Origin of the sequence: Pseudothermotoga sp. U03pept (genome assembly GCF_051235805.1) — a bacterium.
GTDB lineage: Bacteria > Thermotogota > Thermotogae > Thermotogales > DSM-5069 > Pseudothermotoga_B.
Window position 1 is genome coordinate 1013623 of record NZ_JBPNXV010000001.1, and the last position, 19785, is coordinate 1033407.

The window sequence follows — 19785 nt, forward strand, 5'->3', positions numbered from 1 at the left end:
AGATGAAAAATCGTATGCTCTATGGGATCTTGTTGGCAATACTGATTCTTCCATTTGCTTTTCAGAATGTGAATTTTCAGCACGTTCTGATAATGTTTTTGATCTTCGCCGGGCTTGGTGAGAGCTGGAATATCATAACGGGTTTTGCTGGGCAGACTTCCTTTGGTCATGCAGCCTTTTTTGGTATCGGTGCATATACCTCAACGGTCTTTTTTTACAAATTCAGCGTATCGCCGTGGCTTGGTATGATATTAGGTGCGATCTTTGCTGCAGTTGTGGCAGCTGTAGTGAGTTATCCGTGTTTCAGATTGAAAGGCCATTACTTCGCCATCGCTACACTTGCCGTTGCAGAGATCATCAAACAACTGTTTGTGAGTTGGGACTACGTGGAAGGTGCTACAGGAATATCGATACCCGTCAAGCCAGATAGTTTCTGGCTCATGCAATTTCACAAATCGAAGATACCTTACTTTCTCATCGCGTATATTCTTTTTGTGATTGCCCTGACTGTTGCTGTCCTCATTGAGAGAAACAAGATGGGATATTACCTGAAGGCGATACGCGAAAGCCATGAAGCTGCCGAGGCGTTGGGCATAAACACCACCAGGTACAAACTGTACGCAATGATGATAAGCTCCGCAATCACAGCCCTATTTGGCTCACTGTATGCACAGTACATTTTGTACATAGACCCATTCATGGTTTTCGGACTCGATATATCGATGAAGATAGTCTTGCTAACAGTTCTCGGTGGAATTGGCAATGTCTATGGACCTGTTGTCGGAGCTGGTATATTGATACCACTTTCAGAATACACACGTGCCTTCTTGGGAGGAACTGGAAAGGGCATAGATCTAATGATTTACGGTGCACTCATAGTTGTAGTCGCATGCTTTGAACCACGAGGTATACTTGGACTTTTCAAGAGATCCAAAAAGAGAGGTGCACAATATGTCAAGACCGCTGCTTGAGGTTCAAAATTTGACGATGAAGTTTGGCAATCTCATTGCAAATGACAATGTTTCTTTTTTCGTGAACGAAGGGGAGATAGTGAGCCTGATAGGACCCAATGGCGCTGGAAAGACAACACTTTTCAGCTGCATAAGTGGGTTCTACAAGCCTTTCGCAGGAAAGGTCTTCTTCGACGGGAAGGACATAACTGGAAAAACAACGCACGAGATCACTTTGATGGGTCTTACCAGAACCTTTCAGATAGTCAAACCTCTGAAGGAGATGACGGTAAAAGAAAACGTATTAACAGGAGCCTTTTTACACGCGCAAAATAAGAAAGAGGCTGAGCTTGTTGCCGAGCAAGTTTTGCAGATGACTCACTTATGGGAGAAGAGAGATATGCCAGCAGGCAGTTTGACGATAGCGGACAAGAAAAGGCTTGAAATCGCAAAGGTCCTTGCTACGAAACCAAGGATGATCATGTTAGACGAGACAATGGCAGGCTTGAACAGAACAGAAGTTAAGGAAGCGATGGAGTTGTGTGTCGCTCTGAACAAGAGTGGTATCACACTTTTGATAGTTGAACATGTTATGGAAGCTATCATGCCCATTTCAAACAGGGTTGTTGTTCTGAACGCTGGAAAGAAGATCACCGAAGGAACTCCAGAAGAGGTTACAAACAACGAAGAGGTCATAAAGGCATATCTGGGGGAGAGATATTATGCTAAGAGTAGACAAACTAACCGTGGGATATGACAGCGTACCTGTTATCTTCGAGGTTTCTTTCAGCGTAAATGAAGGAGAACTGGTTTCAGTAGTTGGTTCGAACGGAGCAGGTAAATCCACTATTTTAAAAACCGTATCTGGGTTGCTGAAACCTTTCTCAGGAAAGATTGAGTTCATGGGCAAGAGAATCGATCAGCTCCCAGCGCATGAGATCGTCAAAATGGGAATCGCACATGTTCCCGAAGGTAGGCATGTATTTGGCAAGATGTCGGTGAAGGACAATCTGTTGATGGGAGCTTACACGATAAACGACCAATCACAAGTGCAAAAATTCCTGGCAGAAGTCTTTGAGCTCTTCCCAAGGTTGAAAGAAAGAGAGTATCAGAAAGCAGAAACTCTCTCTGGCGGTGAACAACAGATGCTCGCAATTGGAAGAGCTCTTATGGCGAAACCAAAGCTTATCTTGGTCGATGAGATGTCCTTGGGACTGATGCCCATAATGGTTGACAGAGTCTTAGAGGTTCTCAAAGAGATAAACAGAAAAGGTGTAGCAGTATTGATGGTTGAACAAAAGGTGCAGGAAGCCTTGGAGATAGCAGATAGAGGTTATATTCTTCAAACTGGGAGGATAATTGCAGAAGGAACCGGGCGAGAGCTACTCGAAAACGAACTGGTCAAGAAGGCATACCTTGGAATCTGATCTCTCTCAATTCTATGAAGGGGATAAAGTTTTATCCCCTTTCTTGATCTGTCGTTTCCAAATTAGCGCTGCTTTTCTTCTAATTCTTTTAAAGTCTTCATAGTCACATCTCATCTGCTTTAGCCTATCTTCAGAAAGTTCTGTATTCAGAATTTCCTCTCTCATAAGCATTACTATTGGCTTGACATGTACAAATCTCTGCCTTGACTGTATAAGTTCTGTAGGCATCTGTTAAGTTGATTTTCTGCGTGTTGTAGTCTGGTCTTGTACTGAGTTGGGATACTAATCGTCTGGTCACACAGACATTAAGGTTTAAGACTGGTTTTAAGCTGACAGACAGAGAATGTATTTGGATTGACTTTGAAAGATGTCCTTGCTTTCAACCGCTGATTCATGATACAGGAATAGAAATCAGCTATTCATCACAATTTTCTGAAGGGGGTATGCTTTCTGGCTGAATCTGTGTAAAATATAACGTAGACTGAGTGGTGGAGGCGATGAACATGAAGGCTCAGATTGGAGTTGTAGGGCTTGCCGTAATGGGGCAGAATCTGGCTTTGAATATCGCGAGAAATGGTTACAGTGTGGCTGTGTACAACAGGACAGCAGAGAGGACTAAGAAGTTCGTCGAAGAGAGAGTGAAAGCCGAGAAAATATTGCCTTCTTATGATCTTCAACACTTTGTTCAATCTATCGAAAGGCCAAGAAAGATAATCCTCATGGTTAAAGCAGGTACTCCGGTCGACGAAATGATCGAAGAGCTTTTGCCGTTTCTGGAGAGAGGAGATCTACTGATAGATGCCGGAAATTCACACTATGCGGATACCAACAGAAGATTGGATAAGCTTTCTGAGCACGGTATTCTTTACCTTGGTACAGGTGTCTCTGGTGGAGAGTATGGCGCATTGCATGGTCCGTCGATAATGCCTGGCGGGACTTTGCAAGCCTACAAATTGGTGGAAGATGTCTTTTTGAAGATCGCCGCGAAAACAGAGGATGGACCATGTTGCACTTATGTTGGTAATCGATCAGCAGGGCATTTTGTGAAGATGGTGCACAACGGCATTGAATATGCGATAATGCAAGCGATCTCTGAGATCTACGATCTGATGAGAAAAGTTTTGAAGATGAACAGCGAAGAAATCGGACAGGTCTTTGAGCGATGGAATAATGGTGAGCTTTCATCTTTTCTCGTTGAGATAACCTACAAGATTATGAGAAGAATAGACGAAGAAACAAACAAACCTTTGGTTGAGTTAATACTCGATAAAGCAGAGCAGAAAGGAACTGGTAAATGGACCGCTCAGACAGCCCTTGATCTTGGTGTTCCAACGCCCTCTTTGAGTACTGCTGTCTTCGCAAGAACCATCTCTCATTTCAAAGAGCAAAGAGAACAGTTGTCAAAGATTTTCGGGGAAAAGCACAAAGTCAATGCCGACAAATCACTTTTGCAGGATCTTGAGAAATCATTGCTCTTTGCCGTCTTTCTTTCTTTCTCGCAAGGCTTATGGCTCATCAGTGAGGCATCGGTCGCTTACAACTACAACATAGATCTGTTAGAAGTTCTGCGGATCTGGAAAGGTGGCTGCATCATAAGGGCAAAACTCTTAGACTTTCTGCGAAGGATTCTGAAAGAAAATCCGCAAAACGTCAACTTGCTCGCTAGCGAGACTGCTATGAACTTTCTCAAAGAAAAACTTCCTTCTGTCTTGAAAGTCAGTTCAGTTGCGAGAGAAGCATCTTTGCCTATGCCTGTTCTGAGCAGCTGTATTGATTATCTGTTCAGTCTAACAGAAGAGAATCTTCCCGCAAATCTCATACAAGCACAGAGAGATTTCTTTGGCGCTCATACCTTCGAGAGGATCGACAAAGAGGGAACCTTCCACGTTGAGTGGCAAGAATTGGAATGAATAAAAAAGGTGAGGCATCTGCCTCACCTTTAAAGCTTTTTCATCAATGACGATGTGCTTGTGTACAGTTCTAAGAAGATCTCGTAGTACCTGTCGTAGATTTTTCTCGACTCTGGGTCTGGCTCAACGGCTTCTTTGTACTTCACCCAGCTTTTAATTCTCTCGGGTTTGTCTATCACACCGGTTCCAAGACCTGCTAAGAACGCGTCGCCAAAAGGTGCTTCTACCAAACTCGCAACTTGACGCATCTTAAAGCCAGTGACATCAGCAAAGATCCTCACCCACAGATTTGATTTCGCTACACCACCGACGATCCAACATTCGTCGTTGAGCTTCAAGCCAGCTTTCAATCCTTCTTCAATGTTGTGCCTGAGGGCGTAGGCAGCTCCTTCCATAAAAGCCCTGTACACGTGGGCTCGGCTGTGATAGAGGCTCAGCCCAAAGACAACACCTTTTGCAAACGGATCCCAGATCGGTGATCTCTCGCCCATGAAGTATGGAAGAACCACAATACCTTCGCTTCCGGGTGCTACTTGTTCTGCTTCTCTATCGAAAAGCTGATACACTGATGTGTTAATTCTCTCAGCAACTACATTTTCAGATTCGCCGAACTGTTCTTTGAACCATCTTGCGAGTGCTCCGGTCGTGGCTGAACCACCAAAGGTGTATATACGTTCTGTGTCGTAAACTACATATGGGTAGCTCACCAAACCAAAGGCAAGTTTGCTCCCATCGTGAACAGTACCCCAACACGTCGATGTTCCAACCATTGCAACGTGTTCGCCCTCTTCAAGTGCGCCTGCTGAAAACTGTGCAACCGGTGCATCAATGCCTCCTGCGATGATCGGTGTACCTTCCAACAAACCACAGAGTGAGGCAGCCTGCTTTGTGATTCTTCCTACTACTTCTGAAGATTTCACAATTTTCTCAGGTAGATAATCAATTGGGATACCGAGCACTTTACACATGTGATCGGACCAATTGAGTTTGCGAATATCGAACAAACCTCCGATATTCCCAGCTGAGGAGTAGTCTATGGCAAGCTGTCCGGTCATTTGGTAGATCACGTAGTCTTTTGGAGTGAGGAATTTGTAGATCTTTTTCCAGATCTCAGGTTCATTGTTTCTTATCCACATCATCTTTGGAAAACCAAAGTATGAATCGACATAATTCCCAGTTATCTGAAAGATCTCTTCTTTAGGAATGTTTTTCTTAACCCATTCTGTTTCCTCCACCGCGCGGCGATCCATCCAGATCAGACAAGGGTATAAGGGCTGTACATTTCTGTCAACAGGAATGCCAGCGCCGCCGAACAATCCACTGATTGCCATGCCAGCGATCTTCTTCCTGTCGACTTTAGATTTATCAATTATCTGCCTCGTGGTTTCAAAAACTGCTTTAACCCAGACATCGGGCCACTGTTCAGCCCAATTAGGTTTGGGTTTGATGACATCGTATTCCACTGAAGCTTCCCCAATGACATTGCCAAATTCATCGACCATCACAGTTTTCGTTCCCTGAGTACCAATATCACTGCCTATCAGATACATCGTTTATGCCTCCCTTGATCTTCAATCAGTGACAACTACAGGAACTCACTGTGAAGATCTCCCAGCCTTTGTATTTTTCAAGAGCCTCAATTATTGCGTCCTTCACCAAACTCTTGCTAACAGCAACATGATGCTCAAAACCGTACTGAGTTATGATTCTGAGCAAAGATCTTAGCTGTGGTATATGAGCCACACCATAACCTCCGAAGGTCTTTAGATTGTCATTTGTGAATTCACCTTCTGCTATCACACCGGCGATGGTACCTTCGTTGTCGAAAGAGGAAAGCCTTAAGAATGTTGCTGGACCCGCTGCGATCTTCCCGGTACATGTGCCATAGGCGTTCTCCTTTCCAACGGTGCCGGCGATGATAGCTTGATAGGACATTTGACAACTCTTGAAGAAGGATTTTGGAAAGTTGCTGCAGTGGAACATGATAGCCTTTTCTGGATCGTTGCCGTAATTATTGTTCCAGTCCATAAGAGCAGATGGGCTGTTGGATGCAAGCTGCAGAACATACATAGACAACGCACCCATGACATCCATCTCACACGCACTGGGTATGAGCGATTCAGAGAAAAGACTCATCACGGCACACGGTACGATGCCATAGATAGCTTCCAATGCTGTCCAACACTGAAATGCCATTGCGTTGATTTTGTTTTCTTTCATCCATCCTCTGACTGCAGCAGCCAGACGAGCCATTCTGTCAAGGGCATCAGATGGAATGCCACGTGGTTTGAAGGTGTCCTTGAGCTTCTCAAGTTCTTGGGATACTTCAGATGACTTTGAATCAAAGCTGCGTGCACGAGCGATTATTTCTGAAAGATCGATCGTTTCAACTGTTATTCCATACTTTTCCAAAATCTTCTCACTAAAGCGCACGGTGTTAAAAGCTGCTGGTCTTGCGCCAATAGCTCCGATTTTGACATTCTTAAGACCCTTTACTATTCTGCAGACAGTCAAGAAGCGTTGTATATCCTCTTTGAATTCATTACTCTCTGGATCTTCAACGTGTTCTGTGGTATCCGAGAACAATATACCGTACTGCACAAGGTTGTTGCAAAGAGATATCTTCCCGCAGAACGAATCTCTTCTGCTTTCAATCCCAAGTTTATTCAGATCATCTGAAAAAGCGTGAACCAAAACTGGCACATCTAAGCCAGAAAGTCTTATCGCAGTTGCGGCTGAACGTTCATCGCCAAAGTTCGGCAGAGTGACAACAATACCATCGATTTTGTCTTCGTGCTCCTTAAAGAGACGAGCACACTTTTCCGCATCTTCAAGGTTTTCAACTGCTCCATACTTTGTGTCCTGTGTAGACAGTGTTACTACCTCAATTCCCATTTGTTCAAAGACAGAGAGAACACGTTTACGCCCTTCTTCTACCAGGGAGCCAGGGAAAAAACCCCTGTTGCCTACAATCAAACCGATCACCATCTTGTCGGCATTCATCGCTTGTTTTCCTCCTCTCTTTGTCTATAAGCTTCTCTCTAAAATCCTACACCTTCTGAGCCAAATTTATGCAAAGTTCTTTCGGTTCGGAGTCTTTCAATAATTGTGAATTTTTCAAGCAGTTTGAAGTTCAGCTTGGGACAACCAATTAGATCTCTTCAACGGGAATCTTCATAACAATTAAAGAATGCGCTGGTAATTTCACACTTGACACAGGACCAGGTACCGACATCCTCTTGACCACTGGCTGAACACGATTTGGATTGTCAAAGTCGTTCCCCGCAAGAACGTCGTCTGCATTTAGTTCAACAATATCGATCTCTTTTGAAAACTCAAACTCCGATAGATCGACCTCCACTTCAGCATCTTTGTCCTTATAGTAATTAGCTAATGCTAAACAAATAAGACCTCGGCTGTTGTCGTAAGTTGCCGACCCATCTATGTACGGAACATCGTTGAGTTGGAAAGATAATCTGCCTTCAAAAAAGCTCTTAGCCTTTATGGAGTAGGTGTCCGAGTTGATGTCCATACCGAGGCGTGTCCTACCAGTGTGGTTTACAAAGATGTCAAAAACATGATATAGTGGTGTCAAGACCAATCCTTCTTTGTTTGTCTTAATCATTCCCAATGCGTTGACCATCTGTGCCAGATTTGCCATCTGTACTGTTTCAGACATCCTGTGCAGAGTGAAGAAAATGCCAGCGGCAAAGAGTGCGTCTTTCAAGGTGTATGGCTCTTCCAATAGAACGATACCCTTTTCACTTGCCTCCTTTTCCGGAACGACTTGATACCATACATTCCATTCATCCAACGCTATCTTCACGTGATCGAGCTTGAGATGTTTGATCTCACTCTCGAGCAACTTCAGTCGTTCCTGCACGTAGTATGCAGCTGAGATAGTCTCGTAGTGATCTTCCGAACCATGGTACTGGTGAATCGATATGTAATCTATGAGTGCACCTGCATGCTTGAGAACTGTCATATCCCATTCAGGGTTGTCTGCGCCGACAGCAATGATCTTTATCGATGGGTCAACAGCCTTCATGAACTGGGCAAACTGTCTGAGTTTTTCTGCATATTCACTCGCACTGCAGTGACCAACTTGCCAAGGTCCATACACCTCATTCCCAATGCCCCAGTACTTGACCTTGTAAGGTTGATCATGACCAAATTGTTTTCTGAGAGATGCGTATTTGGTCGGAGTGTCAAGGTTACAGTACTCCAACCAATGAATGGCTTCATCGAGCGTACCTGTTCCCAGACTCACTGCAAGATATGGTTCGGTTCCTATATCTTTACAGTATTGAACGAATTCGTCAGTTCCAAATTCATTTGTTTCAATACCTCCCCAAATGTAGTTGAGTAATTTCGGTCTTTTCTCTACAGGACCAATGCCATCTTCCCAATGATAAGCTGAGGCAAAGTTTCCACCTGGCCATCTGAGGATTGGACATCTGATCTTCTTTACAGCGGCAAGAACGTCTTTTCTGAAGCCTCTTTGGTCTGACAATGGTGAGTTTCTTTCATAGATGCCTCCATAGATACATCTACCCAAATGTTCGATGAAATGTCCATAGATTTTCTCGTCAATTCTTCCAGCTTTTGCTTTCCATACCTTTACATAACCGTCCATTCTCCTTCCCTCCTCAACTTCCACTTGGGCTTGTTCTTAAAAAGATTAAATGAACAAGCTTAAACTGTCAGCGCTGAGTTCATTTCTATGTTTAATTCTTCCATAACTGCCACTTTAATGAAGAAACCTACTTATAGAGTAATCAAAATAACGATTTGTGCAACGTTCTTTCTCAAAAAGTACTTGACTTGATTTGATCTATGGTTTTTGAATACTCGCTCGTAGTAATACCTACTCATAATCACAAAAACGAAATCTATCGGTACAACCAACAAGCTACTTCATGCTTATTGGAGCCAACTTTAATCATAGGAGGTTTGGAATTTCCACAAAGATCGCTCTTGTACGGGCATCTTGAATGAAATTTGCAACCAGACGGTGGATTGATCAAACTAACAATCGAACCGGGTATCGGTTTTTTCTCAGTTTTGTCACCTATCTTTGGAATCGAAGACAGTAGAAATCTGGTGTACGGATGCAACGGATTGGAAAACAATTCATCCACCGTACCAGATTCAACAAAGTTTCCACAATACATCACAACCATCATATTTGCCAAATTCGGTATCAAAGAGATGTCATGAGTGATGAAAACAAAACAGATCTTCTTTGAATTATGGAGTAAACTAAGAAGTTCGAGGATATCATTCTGAGTAACAACATCAAGAGCGGATGTTGGCTCATCTGCGATTATTATCTTAGGATTCAAAAAGGTTGCCAACGCGATCACAACTCTTTGTTTCATACCTCCAGACAGTTCAAAGGGATACATTTTCAAGACTTGCCTCGATAGATTGAGCAAATTCAAATGCTCTTCTATACTCTTGATATCAAAAGGCAAATTATGTGATAATAACAAGTCACGAAAGATCTGGTCAATCTTTCTCACAGGGTTCAATGCACTGAGTGATCCTTGAGGAATATAAGAAATCCTTTCCCACCAAGCTTCTGGTAAAGTATTCCCCTTGGGAGATATCTCATACTTGTAGTCACCAAATGCAAGGCGCACATTCCCATCAACAATCTTCAGTGCTGGATCCAAAGCACCATAAAGTACTTTTGCCAAGGTGCTCTTACCGCATCCGGACTCGCCAACTATAGCCAGGAAATCGTTTTCTTCTATCTCCAGAGACACATCATCCACAGCTCTAATATTCCTGAACTGTCCATCTTGTTCAACAGTGTAATATGCCTTTAGGCCGTCAATCTGTACGAGAATCATCTACTGACCTCCCCTGCGCCAACGTTTCTCAATCTTGGGTTGATGAAAGACGTTATGCTGGTGAAGAGCAAATATAAAGAAGTAAAGAGGAGGACAATGAAAAGTATTGGAAAAAATATCCACCACCATGCACCGGTAACCATCGCTTGCTGTTGTATAGCCCAGTAGGTCACCGTTCCCATGGTCGGAATATCTAAGGGTGCTAACCCTAAAATTGATAAAGTTATTTCCAAACCCAAAGACCAGAGCATGTTGTTGATTGTTGTGGCAAGAATTATAGGCAGTAGATGTGGAAAATATTCTGAAAAGATCAAACCAAGAATGCCTCTACCAGAGAATACTGCAGTCAAAGTGTACTTTTGCTCTCTCAAACTGAGAACTTGAGCTCTGATAAGTCTTGCATCCCACGGCCAGCCGAACGATGCCAAGACAATAGCTAAGGTAGAAAAACTCATACTACGTGCAATGAGGCGTAGAAAAACCAAAATTGGGAAAATGGGGAGAACAACAAAAGTATCACAAAAAAGCATCAAGACATTATCGATTATGGCACCACCTTTGTACCCCGCAATGACACCAATGACTATCGCTAAGATACGTGACAGAAGTGCGACTTCTAAACCAAATACTAACGAGTTCTTCAGTGCAAATGTCAGCAACCAAAAAAGATCCTGCCCTCTACCATTGGTTCCAAATATATGTTTCAGCGATGGTGGACGACTGATAGGTGCATAATAACTTGAACGTGGATCATAAGGTGAAAAAAAGGACAGGACGACAAAAAGAAGTAAAAGTCCAAGAACAATCAGACCAAATCTGAATCGCATATCGGTTCTGAAAAGTTTCCTCACGGTGTTGGCAAGAGTTTTCATCCTCTCGATTCTCCTTCCTGCCGAAACCAGTTATCGTTAACCAGACACATATTGAATTCTGGGATCAATAAAGGGCAACATGAGATCCACAAGCAAAGTTGCAACTGCGACAGCCACAATGGAAAATACGGTGGTCCCCATGACCAGGTTGTAATCGGACTGCATTATAGCCGTATAGATCAAAGTACCTAATCCTGGATAATTGAAGACTATTTCGGTTATTATCGTGCCGTTGAAGATGAATCCAAGCTGCAAGCCGAGCCCAGTTAGTTGTGCAGGCATTGCCAACCTTATAACATAACTCCTGAGTATTATTGAATCCTTTAGTTTCATCTGACGCGCGAAATTTACAAAGTACTCACCTGTTACGTTCGATACCAAATTACGCATGTTTAGGAACCATGCACCTACACCAACTATTATTAGTGAAATCGCTGGAAGAAAACCATATTTCACAACACTTCTGATGAAACCCCAACTCAAAGTTGGGGTCAATCCTATTTGGTATGCACCACCGGTTGGGAACCAGTGTAACACGTAGGCAAACAGTATCAACAAAAGCAGAGCAAGAATATAGTATGGGACAGGTCGCACTGCATTCGAAATGATCTCAACAACTCTTACCCACATTCCTTTGTTTCTGTAGCCGGCAATTCCTCCAAGAATTGTTCCAACGATCCACGATAACAGTGCCGTTAAAGCAAGCAATCCAACAGTCCACGGGAGGGATCGAGATATAAGTGTTATAACAGGAGTGGGAAACGATGCAAATGATGGTCCAAGGTTACCCTTCAACAATTCTCTCCAAAAGTTAATATACTGTCTGAGAAGTGACCCTTCCAGTCCGTACAATTTCAGCAAAGCTTGCCTCATTTTCTCAATACTTTCTGCAGGCAGGTACGCCCCCGACATCTGCAGTCGTCTAATCGCCATCTCTGCTGGATTTGCACCTGGAACGAGTCTGGGTATCAAGAAAATAATCGAAACACCTATGAAGATCACAAGTAGACTGATCAACAATCTCGTTATCAGATACTTAGTAAGAAATCTCACAAAATCCTTCACACGAATTCCTCCCGTGAACTGCGAAAAATCGAGAAAAAGCACTACCTTATCAAACGACAGCTAAAAGAGCATCACAGTTACTTCCTACCTGTTGGTTGCAGTTTTATGAACATAAACCTTGTGTTACCCCAGTTAGGAACAGGATTTGTATAAGGATCGTCCGACGTAGGATAACCCGTCCAGTAGTATCCATCACAAACTGTGAACACGTTGTACGAGAACATCGGGATTATAGGCATGTCCTCAACACAGGTTTTTACGTATTCCAAACCAAGATCGATCATCTTCTCTGTGTCTTTGAAGAAATCTGTTGCTCTCAGAGCATCGATGATTTTATCGATCTTTTCGCTCTTGTACCTCATGGGATTCTTTGCTACGACAGTCTGTCCAGTTGGTCTGTAATAGTCAGAGTGCCAGGATTCAAGGAACCAGAACAAATCAGGATGTCCACCCCATGTTTCGATGCACCAAGCCCAGTAGACCGTGTCCTTGTCTTCTCCGTAGTTCATTCTTGTCCACAACATAGATGCTTCTACAGCTTCTATCTGGGCATCTATTCCAAACTTTCTCCACTGTTCGGCAACAGCGGCTGCTGCTCTTGTCATGACCGATCTGGTCGAAGCTTCACACAAGATGGATATCTTCCAAGGTTTGCCGTCAGGTAACAGCCACTTTCCTCTTTCTTTCTTGAATCCTACGCTCTTCAAAAGTTTTTCAGCTACATCAGGTGAATACTTCCACCAACCATAGCCGACCATCTTCTTTATTTGATCGAAATCCTCAGGAACTTTGTAACCATAGGCATACTTCACAGCATCAGCGATTTTGGAAGGTATAGTTGGATCATATGGTTTGAAGGTCTCAGAACCAACCTTTATTGTAAATTCCTTCAACCATTGTTCCACCTTGTCAAAATACCATTCTGGATCTTTTCCTGTTGGTGGAACATGAATGGGTGATATAGTTGCACATCCACTGTAAGACTGCAGTACGACTTGAACGATATCGATGGATAGCGTCAAAGCCCAGCGAACTTCTTTCAAGTTGTACGGGAATTGTTCATGGTTCATGATCAAGGATGGTAGTGTTGGGTCTGGATGCGCCCATGGCCAACCATCAAACCAAGTAACACAGTATGGGTTGTTCTGAGAAAGAGTTATTGCTCCCTCAGGTGGCAAATCATGAATTATATCAAGTTCATGAGCCATCTGGTCCATGACTTTTTTCTCTGGGGAAGCTACTCCCTTGTACAAAACATATTTCGGACCTGGTTTTTTACCAAATGCTACGCCCAGATCTGACCTTTCCCAGTCTTGTCTGAGTTCCCACAAGAACCAGTAACCATTCGGATCATATGATTTCAGCACATATGGTCCAGTTCCAACAGGAGGATAGAAATCGAAAGCAACAGGGTCTTGAATCTTTTCAAAAATGTGTTTTGGCATAATGTAACACGCAGACCATCTTACAGTGAAAACAGTGTGAAATCTCCCGTTGGGCTTCACGAGTTTGAAGACTACTGTGTAATCATCGATTTTGTTGACTTCCTTTACATTCACCTGCATGTACGCACCCCAAGTCATCTCTGGGTGGTTCTTCAATGTTTCAACGGTAAAGACCAAATCATCTGCAGTGAATGGTGTCCCATCGCTCCAATAGATTCCTTTTCTCAACTTCACGGTCATTTCCGTATTGTTGCTGTTATATATGGGAGCATCTGCCGCCAACAAATTGATCCAGGTATCTCCTTCTATTCCCGCATCTGGGTCTATATACCAGAGAGCTCCCAAGCACAACTGCTGAATACCCGTAGACCAACTCGATACACCACCTCCCCAAAGGTTGAATCTGGTGGGATTCAGCGAACGACCTGATGGATCTTCGATAATGATGACCTCATCACGAGGTACACCCGGAAGGACTTCTGCTGCAAAACCCGTTATCCCCACTACTACCAGGACCATTAAAACAAGCCACTTACCATGCCTTAAAGACATGCTATACACCTCCCTCGGAAGGGTTATGATAAAGCCAACACCTAACAATGACACCATCTACGGTGCATTTAGGTGGGGCTTCCTTTTCACATACATCTCTTCTGTGAGGGCATCTGTAGACAAACTTGCATAGGTACTCTGAGTGTCCTGGTACAGATTCTGTGTTTTTCCAGATTTCTCGTTTGTGAGTTCTCTGTTTCTTGTCTTCTGTGATCTTCGGCACAGATTCTTTCAACAGCTGTGTATAAGGATGCAATGGACAAATCAAAACTTTGTCTGCTGGTCCTGTCTCAACAATGTTTCCCTTGAGAATAACTGCTATGTGGTCACTTATGTAGTACGCGGTTGCAAGGTCGTGAGTTATGTAAAAAATATGGAGTACCTTCTCATCGCGCAATTTCCTGAAGAGGTTCAACATAGATATTCGCAAAGACGCATCCAACATTGAAACAGGTTCGTCAGCGACGAGGATTTTGGGATTTACCAGTAGTGATCTGGCTATCGACAACCTTTGTAATTGTCCACCTGACAACTCGTGTGGGTACCTACCTTTTATGTCTTCAATTGCCAGACCGACTTCATTGAGAACTCTTTCGAGTACGTAATAATCATTGGTCTTTCTCTTTGAAACCGATGTTTTTCTTAACATCAAATGGAAGTACGCTTCTACTTTTTTCAATGGATTGAACGTCTCAAAAGGATCTTGGAAAATAGGCTGAATTAACTTTATCAAATCTGCCTTTCGAAAATCTTTTATGTTCTTGTTCATCAACCAGATGGTACCGCTTGTCGGATTAATAGTCCTCAGCAAGAGATTTGCAATCGTCGTTTTCCCACTACCACTTTCACCTACAAGAGTGAAGACAGCGGGTCTGTCTTCTATCTCAAAGTTCGCGTCACACACAGCATGTATCACATTTCTTGAAAAGAAATGCCCTACACGAAAGCTTTTGTGTACTTTTTCGAAACGCAGCAGAACGTTTTTCACCTTGTTATACCCCCAAAGCTGTAAGATTCAATGACAAGGATTATCAGAAAATGATTCTAAAAAACACAGTGTCACAAAGATCATTATATGTATGTACATATACACCTGCAGTAATATCATAACTCATCAGCGGATTATACAACAACTTTGATAAGAACCAAAAGACTGTTATTACAGATATATAAGTACATTGAACTACCGTTGATAGTACCTTTCATCTTTTTTTCTTTGTGTTTCTTCATTTTTCTCGTTGTTTCATATTGAGTTAACAATAGCTGATCCAAAGATGTATACTCGCTGTTTTGCAGATTGAACCGCACTGAGTGCTCTTTCTCTTCTATCGCTTTCGTGATGGATTCTTGTTAACACTACTGCTTGGTCACCAACGCTGTTCCTCATCTTGCAAATACCAACAAGGACATGCATGTTTTTCTACTCCCACCTCTACAGTTCTCCGCCCTTACAGAAATAGTTCTGGGCATCAAATGAGTAGAATGCTTCAGACTTTTGAGTATAATCCTTGAAGACAGTTTCAAGAATCTGTTTATGACTGGATTGCGTGAAAAGCAAATGCAAACTTTTGGAAGGGCACACAAGAGCCACACTGAGAACTTCTTAACTGATTCAGTGTCTCACGCTCGAGTGTAAGAGTTTATTCTTCTCGCTTTTGAGGATTATTCCGAGCAAATCATAATAAATTGTGTGGATCAAACCACCGGATATTTCATTTTATATCATTGTTTCTTGCATCTTTCAGGTTGAGTGTGGTTGCAACGTGGAAATGATTCCTTTGCGCTAATCATTTGAACCATTCATGAAGTGTTCCTTTCATCTTCTGTAAAATGTGTAACCCTGTCGGAAGGCTTTTGCCAATAGATCACTGTCTGCACGAAATCATTCAACCGAATTGCTTTTTATTCTCAGGATAGTAAAGGAATTCCTTTCGAAGAAAAATTCGAATCGGTTATCTTGAATTGACTGCTTCTCTTCAACTGGGCAGACTCTCAATGGATTGGTGAAGGAATTCTCCAAATCCACACTTTCTGCCGTCAATATTGTGGTTTTCACTTGATGTACCAACTCTGCGTTTAGAATATCAACAATCACTTTCTTGCCTTCAGGCCGTGGGTTGACAACTTTGAGAACTATTTCTTCTGATTCAAAATCATAACCAGCTGAGTAATACAAACCTCTGTAATTTGCCTCATCGATCACATCGTGCACCAGTTCACCGTTCAAATAGCATTTGATTCTCTTGCCACTCACTTCAACTTTGAGTGTGTACCACTCACCTGAGATTACTGTTCTTGGGACCGTTGAACAGATGAGCATTCGATTACCATTCAGTGCTTTCTCAATCACCGAAGAAGTATTTTGAAAGCCGCCAACATTCCACCAGTAGTAGTTGTTGTTGTCCTTCACACCAAAGAGGATCAGAAACCCCTCAGATCCTTCCTTCTTTCTTGCTCTTACTTCGATTGTGTAATCTGAGCGATCTGCTTGCCCCAGATAAATTCGTCTGTCCTGAGCGGTGCTTGTTTGGATGAGTAAACCGTTCGTCGTACTCCAATTGCCACGATACGTCTGCCAGCTTTTTGCATTACCGTCGAAATCATCAGACAAAAGGACGTTCCCATCGCGATCCCAGACCCTTATATAGTCAAATTCACTAATGGTTTTCCACGTTCCCAGACCAACCTTGCCAGTTATTCTATCGTCCAATTCATCCTCTTCAAGACTTGAGAACAAGATGACGTCTGGTAGGTTGTTCATGAAGAGTTTCTGCACATAATAACTCGGCGTGACATAGACTTGCAAACCGTTGAACCAGATTAGATCAGGTATCCACTGAGACCATCCAACACGATTAAGCAAAGGTGCATACGCAGCCATGATAACTACATCGCTATTTCTCTCTAAACCTGTCATAAATGCAGCTTCACCCAGAGCTGCTTGAAGATTGTTCCTCTTTCCAATGGTGTGCACTGCATATTCTCCCACCATTACCTTTGGTCCAGATCTATCATATTCGTCATAACGATTGGCATTCGCAAGAAACCATTCGTAAGATGCATAGATGTGTTCGTCTACAATATCTACACCGTTGTTCCTTGCCCAAAGCCAAGCTTCGTCAAAGGAAGGTCCTTCATAGTTGGGAGGACAGCTGAAGATGAGCTTTATCTGAGGATACCTTTCCTTGATCTTTCTTTGGAACAATTTGAAATGTTCTCGATAATCACTACCCCAATTCTCGTTACCAATTCCAACGTATTTCAAATTTACTGGATCGATCAAACCATTTTCAATTCTTTTCGCTCCCCAAGTTGTTTTTGAATCACCATTGGCATACTCTATCAAATCGATTGCGTCTTGAATCCAACAATCCATTTGATCCAGCGAGGCGATCTGCGCACCTCTCACTTGACACGAAATGCCTGCATTAAATATCGGTACTGGTTCTGCTCCCAGAGATCTACTCAGTGAGAAGTATTCGTCGAATCCTATTCCGTATGACTGATGATAACCCCAGAGATTCGGCTTGGCTTTCCTGTTTTCTGGTGATCCGATTGTGTCTTTCCATCTGTACGCGTTTTCTAAGCTGTAGCCTTCAACCAAGCATCCTCCTGGGAATCGAACAAATCCTGGTTGCAGATCTGACAGCATTTTGACAAGATCATTTCTCATCACGCCCATGAAGGAATCATTGGGAATCAAGGAAATCATATCCAAGGCAACATCGGCTGGTCCGTGAATTGTCAAAACCACTGCCCCGTTTGAGATATTATCAGAAGTCTGTATGGTAAATTGGTGTTTTTGCCAGTCTGCTGAAGCTATCGTCAATGCCTTAGTAAAATATGATTGACCAGTCGAGTCTTGTATGGAAACGTTTAGTTGTGCTTGTTGTTGCTTCGCTTTGGCACAAATCGAGAAAAGATATTCTTTGTTTCTTTCCAGATAGATACCATCATAACCTTTGTTAACTATTCTCACAACGTGCTGTGGTTTCTCCAGACAAGCTCTCAAGTAATTTTTGTTGTTCTGGTTCAGTGGATCTACCTGTTCTACACCTATCTGCACACCACTGCTTTTATCCACAGACCAACCTTCCAAGGAATTCGTATGCTCGAATGAACCGTTTCTCACTAACTGGGCGTATAACCCTCCGTCTATGGTGTGGTTTATGTCTTCGAGAAAAATACCAAAGAGTGTTGGGGGAACACTGTGCAACTTTCGGCTCAAATCTATAGTCAGTTTGTAGATATTTTCGGCAGCAATGTGTTTGGATAAGCATAAAACTATCAAAGAAATCGTTATGAGAAACGGTCTGTTCATCTATCATCACCTTCATTGAAGACAATAGCAAAATCATTCGCCTTTTTCCTGCAAGCCGTAATGGTGAACAGCGTCTCTTGACCATGATGTTTTACCATTACTTGATATATTCCGGCAAATCCCTTAAAATTCACCTCACCTTGATCATCTGTCCGTAGGTTCACAGATGTTTTCCACTGTCGATGAACCAAATCTTTGAGAACAAAGTAGATTGGCTTTACTGTGAGATCATCTCTCAAGAAACCGCTACCTTGTTGCCAAGCTCGGTAGAAATTCCAATACACAATCGCCTCAACAGCAGGATGGCTGAAAAAGACTGTGTAAAAGATCTTTGCAATCTCCGCTTGAAGTTTTTCAGCTGTCTCAAGATCCACACTGAAGGCTTCCAAAACCGCTGTAAGAGGAATCTGAAACTCAGTAATGTGAATGGGTTTTCCAAGAGCTGCAATCTCGTCAAGAGCTTTGTAAATCCCCTCAAGGTTCGCCAGTTGGGCTTTCAGATCTCTTGCGTCGAAGATATGTGCTTCGACACCTATTACGTCGACTGGAACATTCTCTTCAATCAGTCTGCGAGCCAGATCGATGAACTTGTGACGCGTTTCATCATTCATCAGAACCCCAAACTCGTTCAAAACCAACTCTGCAGCTGGATCAATTTCTTTTACCAACCGGTAAGCCTTGCCAATGTAATCTTCTGGAAGGTTATCAAACCACCTTTGAACGACAGGCTCATTCACAACATCCCACATCTGTATCTTGCCTTTGAACTGGTTCACTTCGCGGCTTATTCTCTTATACAGGAGATTAAGAACATCTTCCCATTCTCCAACTGCCCCTTTTGCTACCACCCATCCTGGTACACCGACACCCGGTGGATTTCCCCATACTAGTGTATGTCCTTTTACGGGGATTTTATTCTCATTTAACCATTGTACAATCTTATTTGTTGCCTCAATTAGTGGTATGAAATCAATTACCGGTTCGTAATCCGCCCAGTAGAAAGCCGGTACAGTCGCATAATTGAACAGCTCAATGTAGAGTCTTTTATATTCTTCTAACTGACTTTCATTAAGTGGTCTTGTTCCAAATCTATTGCCCCTTCTGTAACTGTACGGTGCGTAAGCAAACAACAAGTACTCGGGTGCATTTCCAAAATAAAATTCGTGAGAAAGCTGTGTACATTTGACGCTCACGCCGCTGAGAGGTTTGCCAGATTCATTGATGATAGTTATCCTCACAGGTATCTTTCTGTTTTCAATTAAATCATTATACTTCTCAAGATTCACATTGAGAGAAATTGTTTGGGCAAACACTTTTGTTTCACCACCGAGAACAGAAAGGATAAGCAAGATAATAGTCAAGAAGTAAATGAATTTCTGACTCAT

Annotated in this window: 14 protein-coding genes; 4 read left to right on the top strand and 10 right to left on the bottom strand. The window is 42.7% G+C overall.

Going from position 1 to position 19785, the window contains the following annotated elements:
- Positions 1–2 precede the first annotated feature (2 nt).
- The 4 genes from ACSFC1_RS04975 to gndA all read left to right on the top strand — a co-directional run bounded on the left by ACSFC1_RS04975 (position 3) and on the right by gndA (position 4287).
- On the top strand, positions 3–971 hold the full coding sequence (locus ACSFC1_RS04975) for a branched-chain amino acid ABC transporter permease (RefSeq protein ID WP_435565015.1): 969 nt from the start codon (positions 3–5) through the stop codon (positions 969–971).
- Entirely contained in the window at positions 952–1707 is a 756-nt protein-coding gene (locus ACSFC1_RS04980; RefSeq protein ID WP_435565016.1) for an ABC transporter ATP-binding protein, read from the top strand. Before ACSFC1_RS04975 ends, ACSFC1_RS04980 begins: the two co-directional genes overlap by 20 nt.
- On the top strand, positions 1673–2377 hold the full coding sequence (locus ACSFC1_RS04985; RefSeq protein ID WP_435565017.1) for an ABC transporter ATP-binding protein: 705 nt from the start codon (positions 1673–1675) through the stop codon (positions 2375–2377). The genes ACSFC1_RS04980 and ACSFC1_RS04985 overlap by 35 nt, the downstream gene beginning before the upstream one ends.
- 503 nt (positions 2378–2880) lie before the next feature.
- On the top strand, positions 2881–4287 hold the full coding sequence (gndA, locus tag ACSFC1_RS04990; RefSeq protein WP_435565018.1) for an NADP-dependent phosphogluconate dehydrogenase: 1407 nt from the start codon (positions 2881–2883) through the stop codon (positions 4285–4287).
- A gap of 29 nt (positions 4288–4316) precedes the next feature.
- Here the strand turns inward: gndA and ACSFC1_RS04995 are convergent, their stop codons facing one another.
- The 10 genes from ACSFC1_RS04995 to ACSFC1_RS05040 all read right to left on the bottom strand — a co-directional run bounded on the left by ACSFC1_RS04995 (position 4317) and on the right by ACSFC1_RS05040 (position 19785).
- On the bottom strand, positions 4317–5837 hold the full coding sequence (locus ACSFC1_RS04995; protein WP_435565019.1) for an FGGY-family carbohydrate kinase: 1521 nt from the start codon (positions 5835–5837) through the stop codon (positions 4317–4319).
- Between the two features lie 25 nt (positions 5838–5862).
- The gene (locus ACSFC1_RS05000; RefSeq protein WP_435565020.1) at positions 5863–7290 is read right to left on the bottom strand and encodes an L-fucose/L-arabinose isomerase family protein; all 1428 of its coding nucleotides are present in this window, start codon (positions 7288–7290) and stop codon (positions 5863–5865) included.
- Positions 7291–7438: 148 nt separating this feature from the next.
- A complete protein-coding gene (locus ACSFC1_RS05005) occupies positions 7439–8923 on the bottom strand; it encodes an alpha-N-arabinofuranosidase (protein ID WP_435565021.1) in 1485 nt (494 codons plus the stop codon).
- Between the two features lie 256 nt (positions 8924–9179).
- Positions 9180–10145, bottom strand: a complete 966-nt coding sequence (locus tag ACSFC1_RS05010; RefSeq protein WP_435565022.1) for an ABC transporter ATP-binding protein — start codon at positions 10143–10145, stop codon at positions 9180–9182.
- The gene (locus ACSFC1_RS05015) at positions 10142–11017 is read right to left on the bottom strand and encodes an ABC transporter permease (RefSeq protein WP_435565023.1); all 876 of its coding nucleotides are present in this window, start codon (positions 11015–11017) and stop codon (positions 10142–10144) included. The genes ACSFC1_RS05010 and ACSFC1_RS05015 overlap by 4 nt, the downstream gene beginning before the upstream one ends.
- Positions 11018–11053: 36 nt before the next feature.
- Entirely contained in the window at positions 11054–12082 is a 1029-nt protein-coding gene (locus tag ACSFC1_RS05020) for an ABC transporter permease (RefSeq protein ID WP_435565024.1), read from the bottom strand.
- A 77-nt stretch (positions 12083–12159) separates the two neighbouring features.
- Positions 12160–14079 carry an ABC transporter substrate-binding protein gene (locus tag ACSFC1_RS05025; protein WP_435565025.1) on the bottom strand — a complete coding sequence of 640 codons (1920 nt, stop codon included), beginning with the start codon at positions 14077–14079 and terminating at the stop codon, positions 12160–12162.
- 1 nt (position 14080) lies between these two features.
- Positions 14081–15067: an ABC transporter ATP-binding protein gene (locus tag ACSFC1_RS05030; protein ID WP_435565026.1), complete on the bottom strand. Its 987-nt coding sequence runs from the start codon at positions 15065–15067 to the stop codon at positions 14081–14083.
- A gap of 894 nt (positions 15068–15961) precedes the next feature.
- Positions 15962–18400 carry an alpha-L-arabinofuranosidase C-terminal domain-containing protein gene (locus ACSFC1_RS05035; RefSeq protein ID WP_435565027.1) on the bottom strand — a complete coding sequence of 813 codons (2439 nt, stop codon included), beginning with the start codon at positions 18398–18400 and terminating at the stop codon, positions 15962–15964.
- Positions 18397–19785, bottom strand: coding sequence for an endo-1,4-beta-xylanase (locus tag ACSFC1_RS05040; RefSeq protein WP_435565028.1), 1389 nt, complete (start codon positions 19783–19785; stop codon positions 18397–18399). Before ACSFC1_RS05040 ends, ACSFC1_RS05035 begins: the two co-directional genes overlap by 4 nt.

Coding starts and splice junctions, on each gene's coding strand:
- ACSFC1_RS04980 (WP_435565016.1), top strand. CDS start 952: ATGTCAAGACCGCTGCTTGAGGTTCAAAATTTGACGATGAAGTTTGGC.
- ACSFC1_RS05025 (WP_435565025.1), bottom strand. CDS start 14,079: ATGTCTTTAAGGCATGGTAAGTGGCTTGTTTTAATGGTCCTGGTAGTA.
- ACSFC1_RS04985 (WP_435565017.1), top strand. CDS start 1,673: ATGCTAAGAGTAGACAAACTAACCGTGGGATATGACAGCGTACCTGTT.
- ACSFC1_RS05000 (WP_435565020.1), bottom strand. CDS start 7,290: ATGAATGCCGACAAGATGGTGATCGGTTTGATTGTAGGCAACAGGGGT.
- ACSFC1_RS04975 (WP_435565015.1), top strand. CDS start 3: ATGAAAAATCGTATGCTCTATGGGATCTTGTTGGCAATACTGATTCTT.
- ACSFC1_RS05015 (WP_435565023.1), bottom strand. CDS start 11,017: ATGAAAACTCTTGCCAACACCGTGAGGAAACTTTTCAGAACCGATATG.
- ACSFC1_RS04995 (WP_435565019.1), bottom strand. CDS start 5,837: ATGTATCTGATAGGCAGTGATATTGGTACTCAGGGAACGAAAACTGTG.
- ACSFC1_RS05035 (WP_435565027.1), bottom strand. CDS start 18,400: ATGAACAGACCGTTTCTCATAACGATTTCTTTGATAGTTTTATGCTTA.
- ACSFC1_RS05005 (WP_435565021.1), bottom strand. CDS start 8,923: ATGGACGGTTATGTAAAGGTATGGAAAGCAAAAGCTGGAAGAATTGAC.
- ACSFC1_RS05040 (WP_435565028.1), bottom strand. CDS start 19,785: ATGAGTCAGAAATTCATTTACTTCTTGACTATTATCTTGCTTATCCTT.
- ACSFC1_RS05010 (WP_435565022.1), bottom strand. CDS start 10,145: ATGATTCTCGTACAGATTGACGGCCTAAAGGCATATTACACTGTTGAA.
- gndA (WP_435565018.1), top strand. CDS start 2,881: ATGAAGGCTCAGATTGGAGTTGTAGGGCTTGCCGTAATGGGGCAGAAT.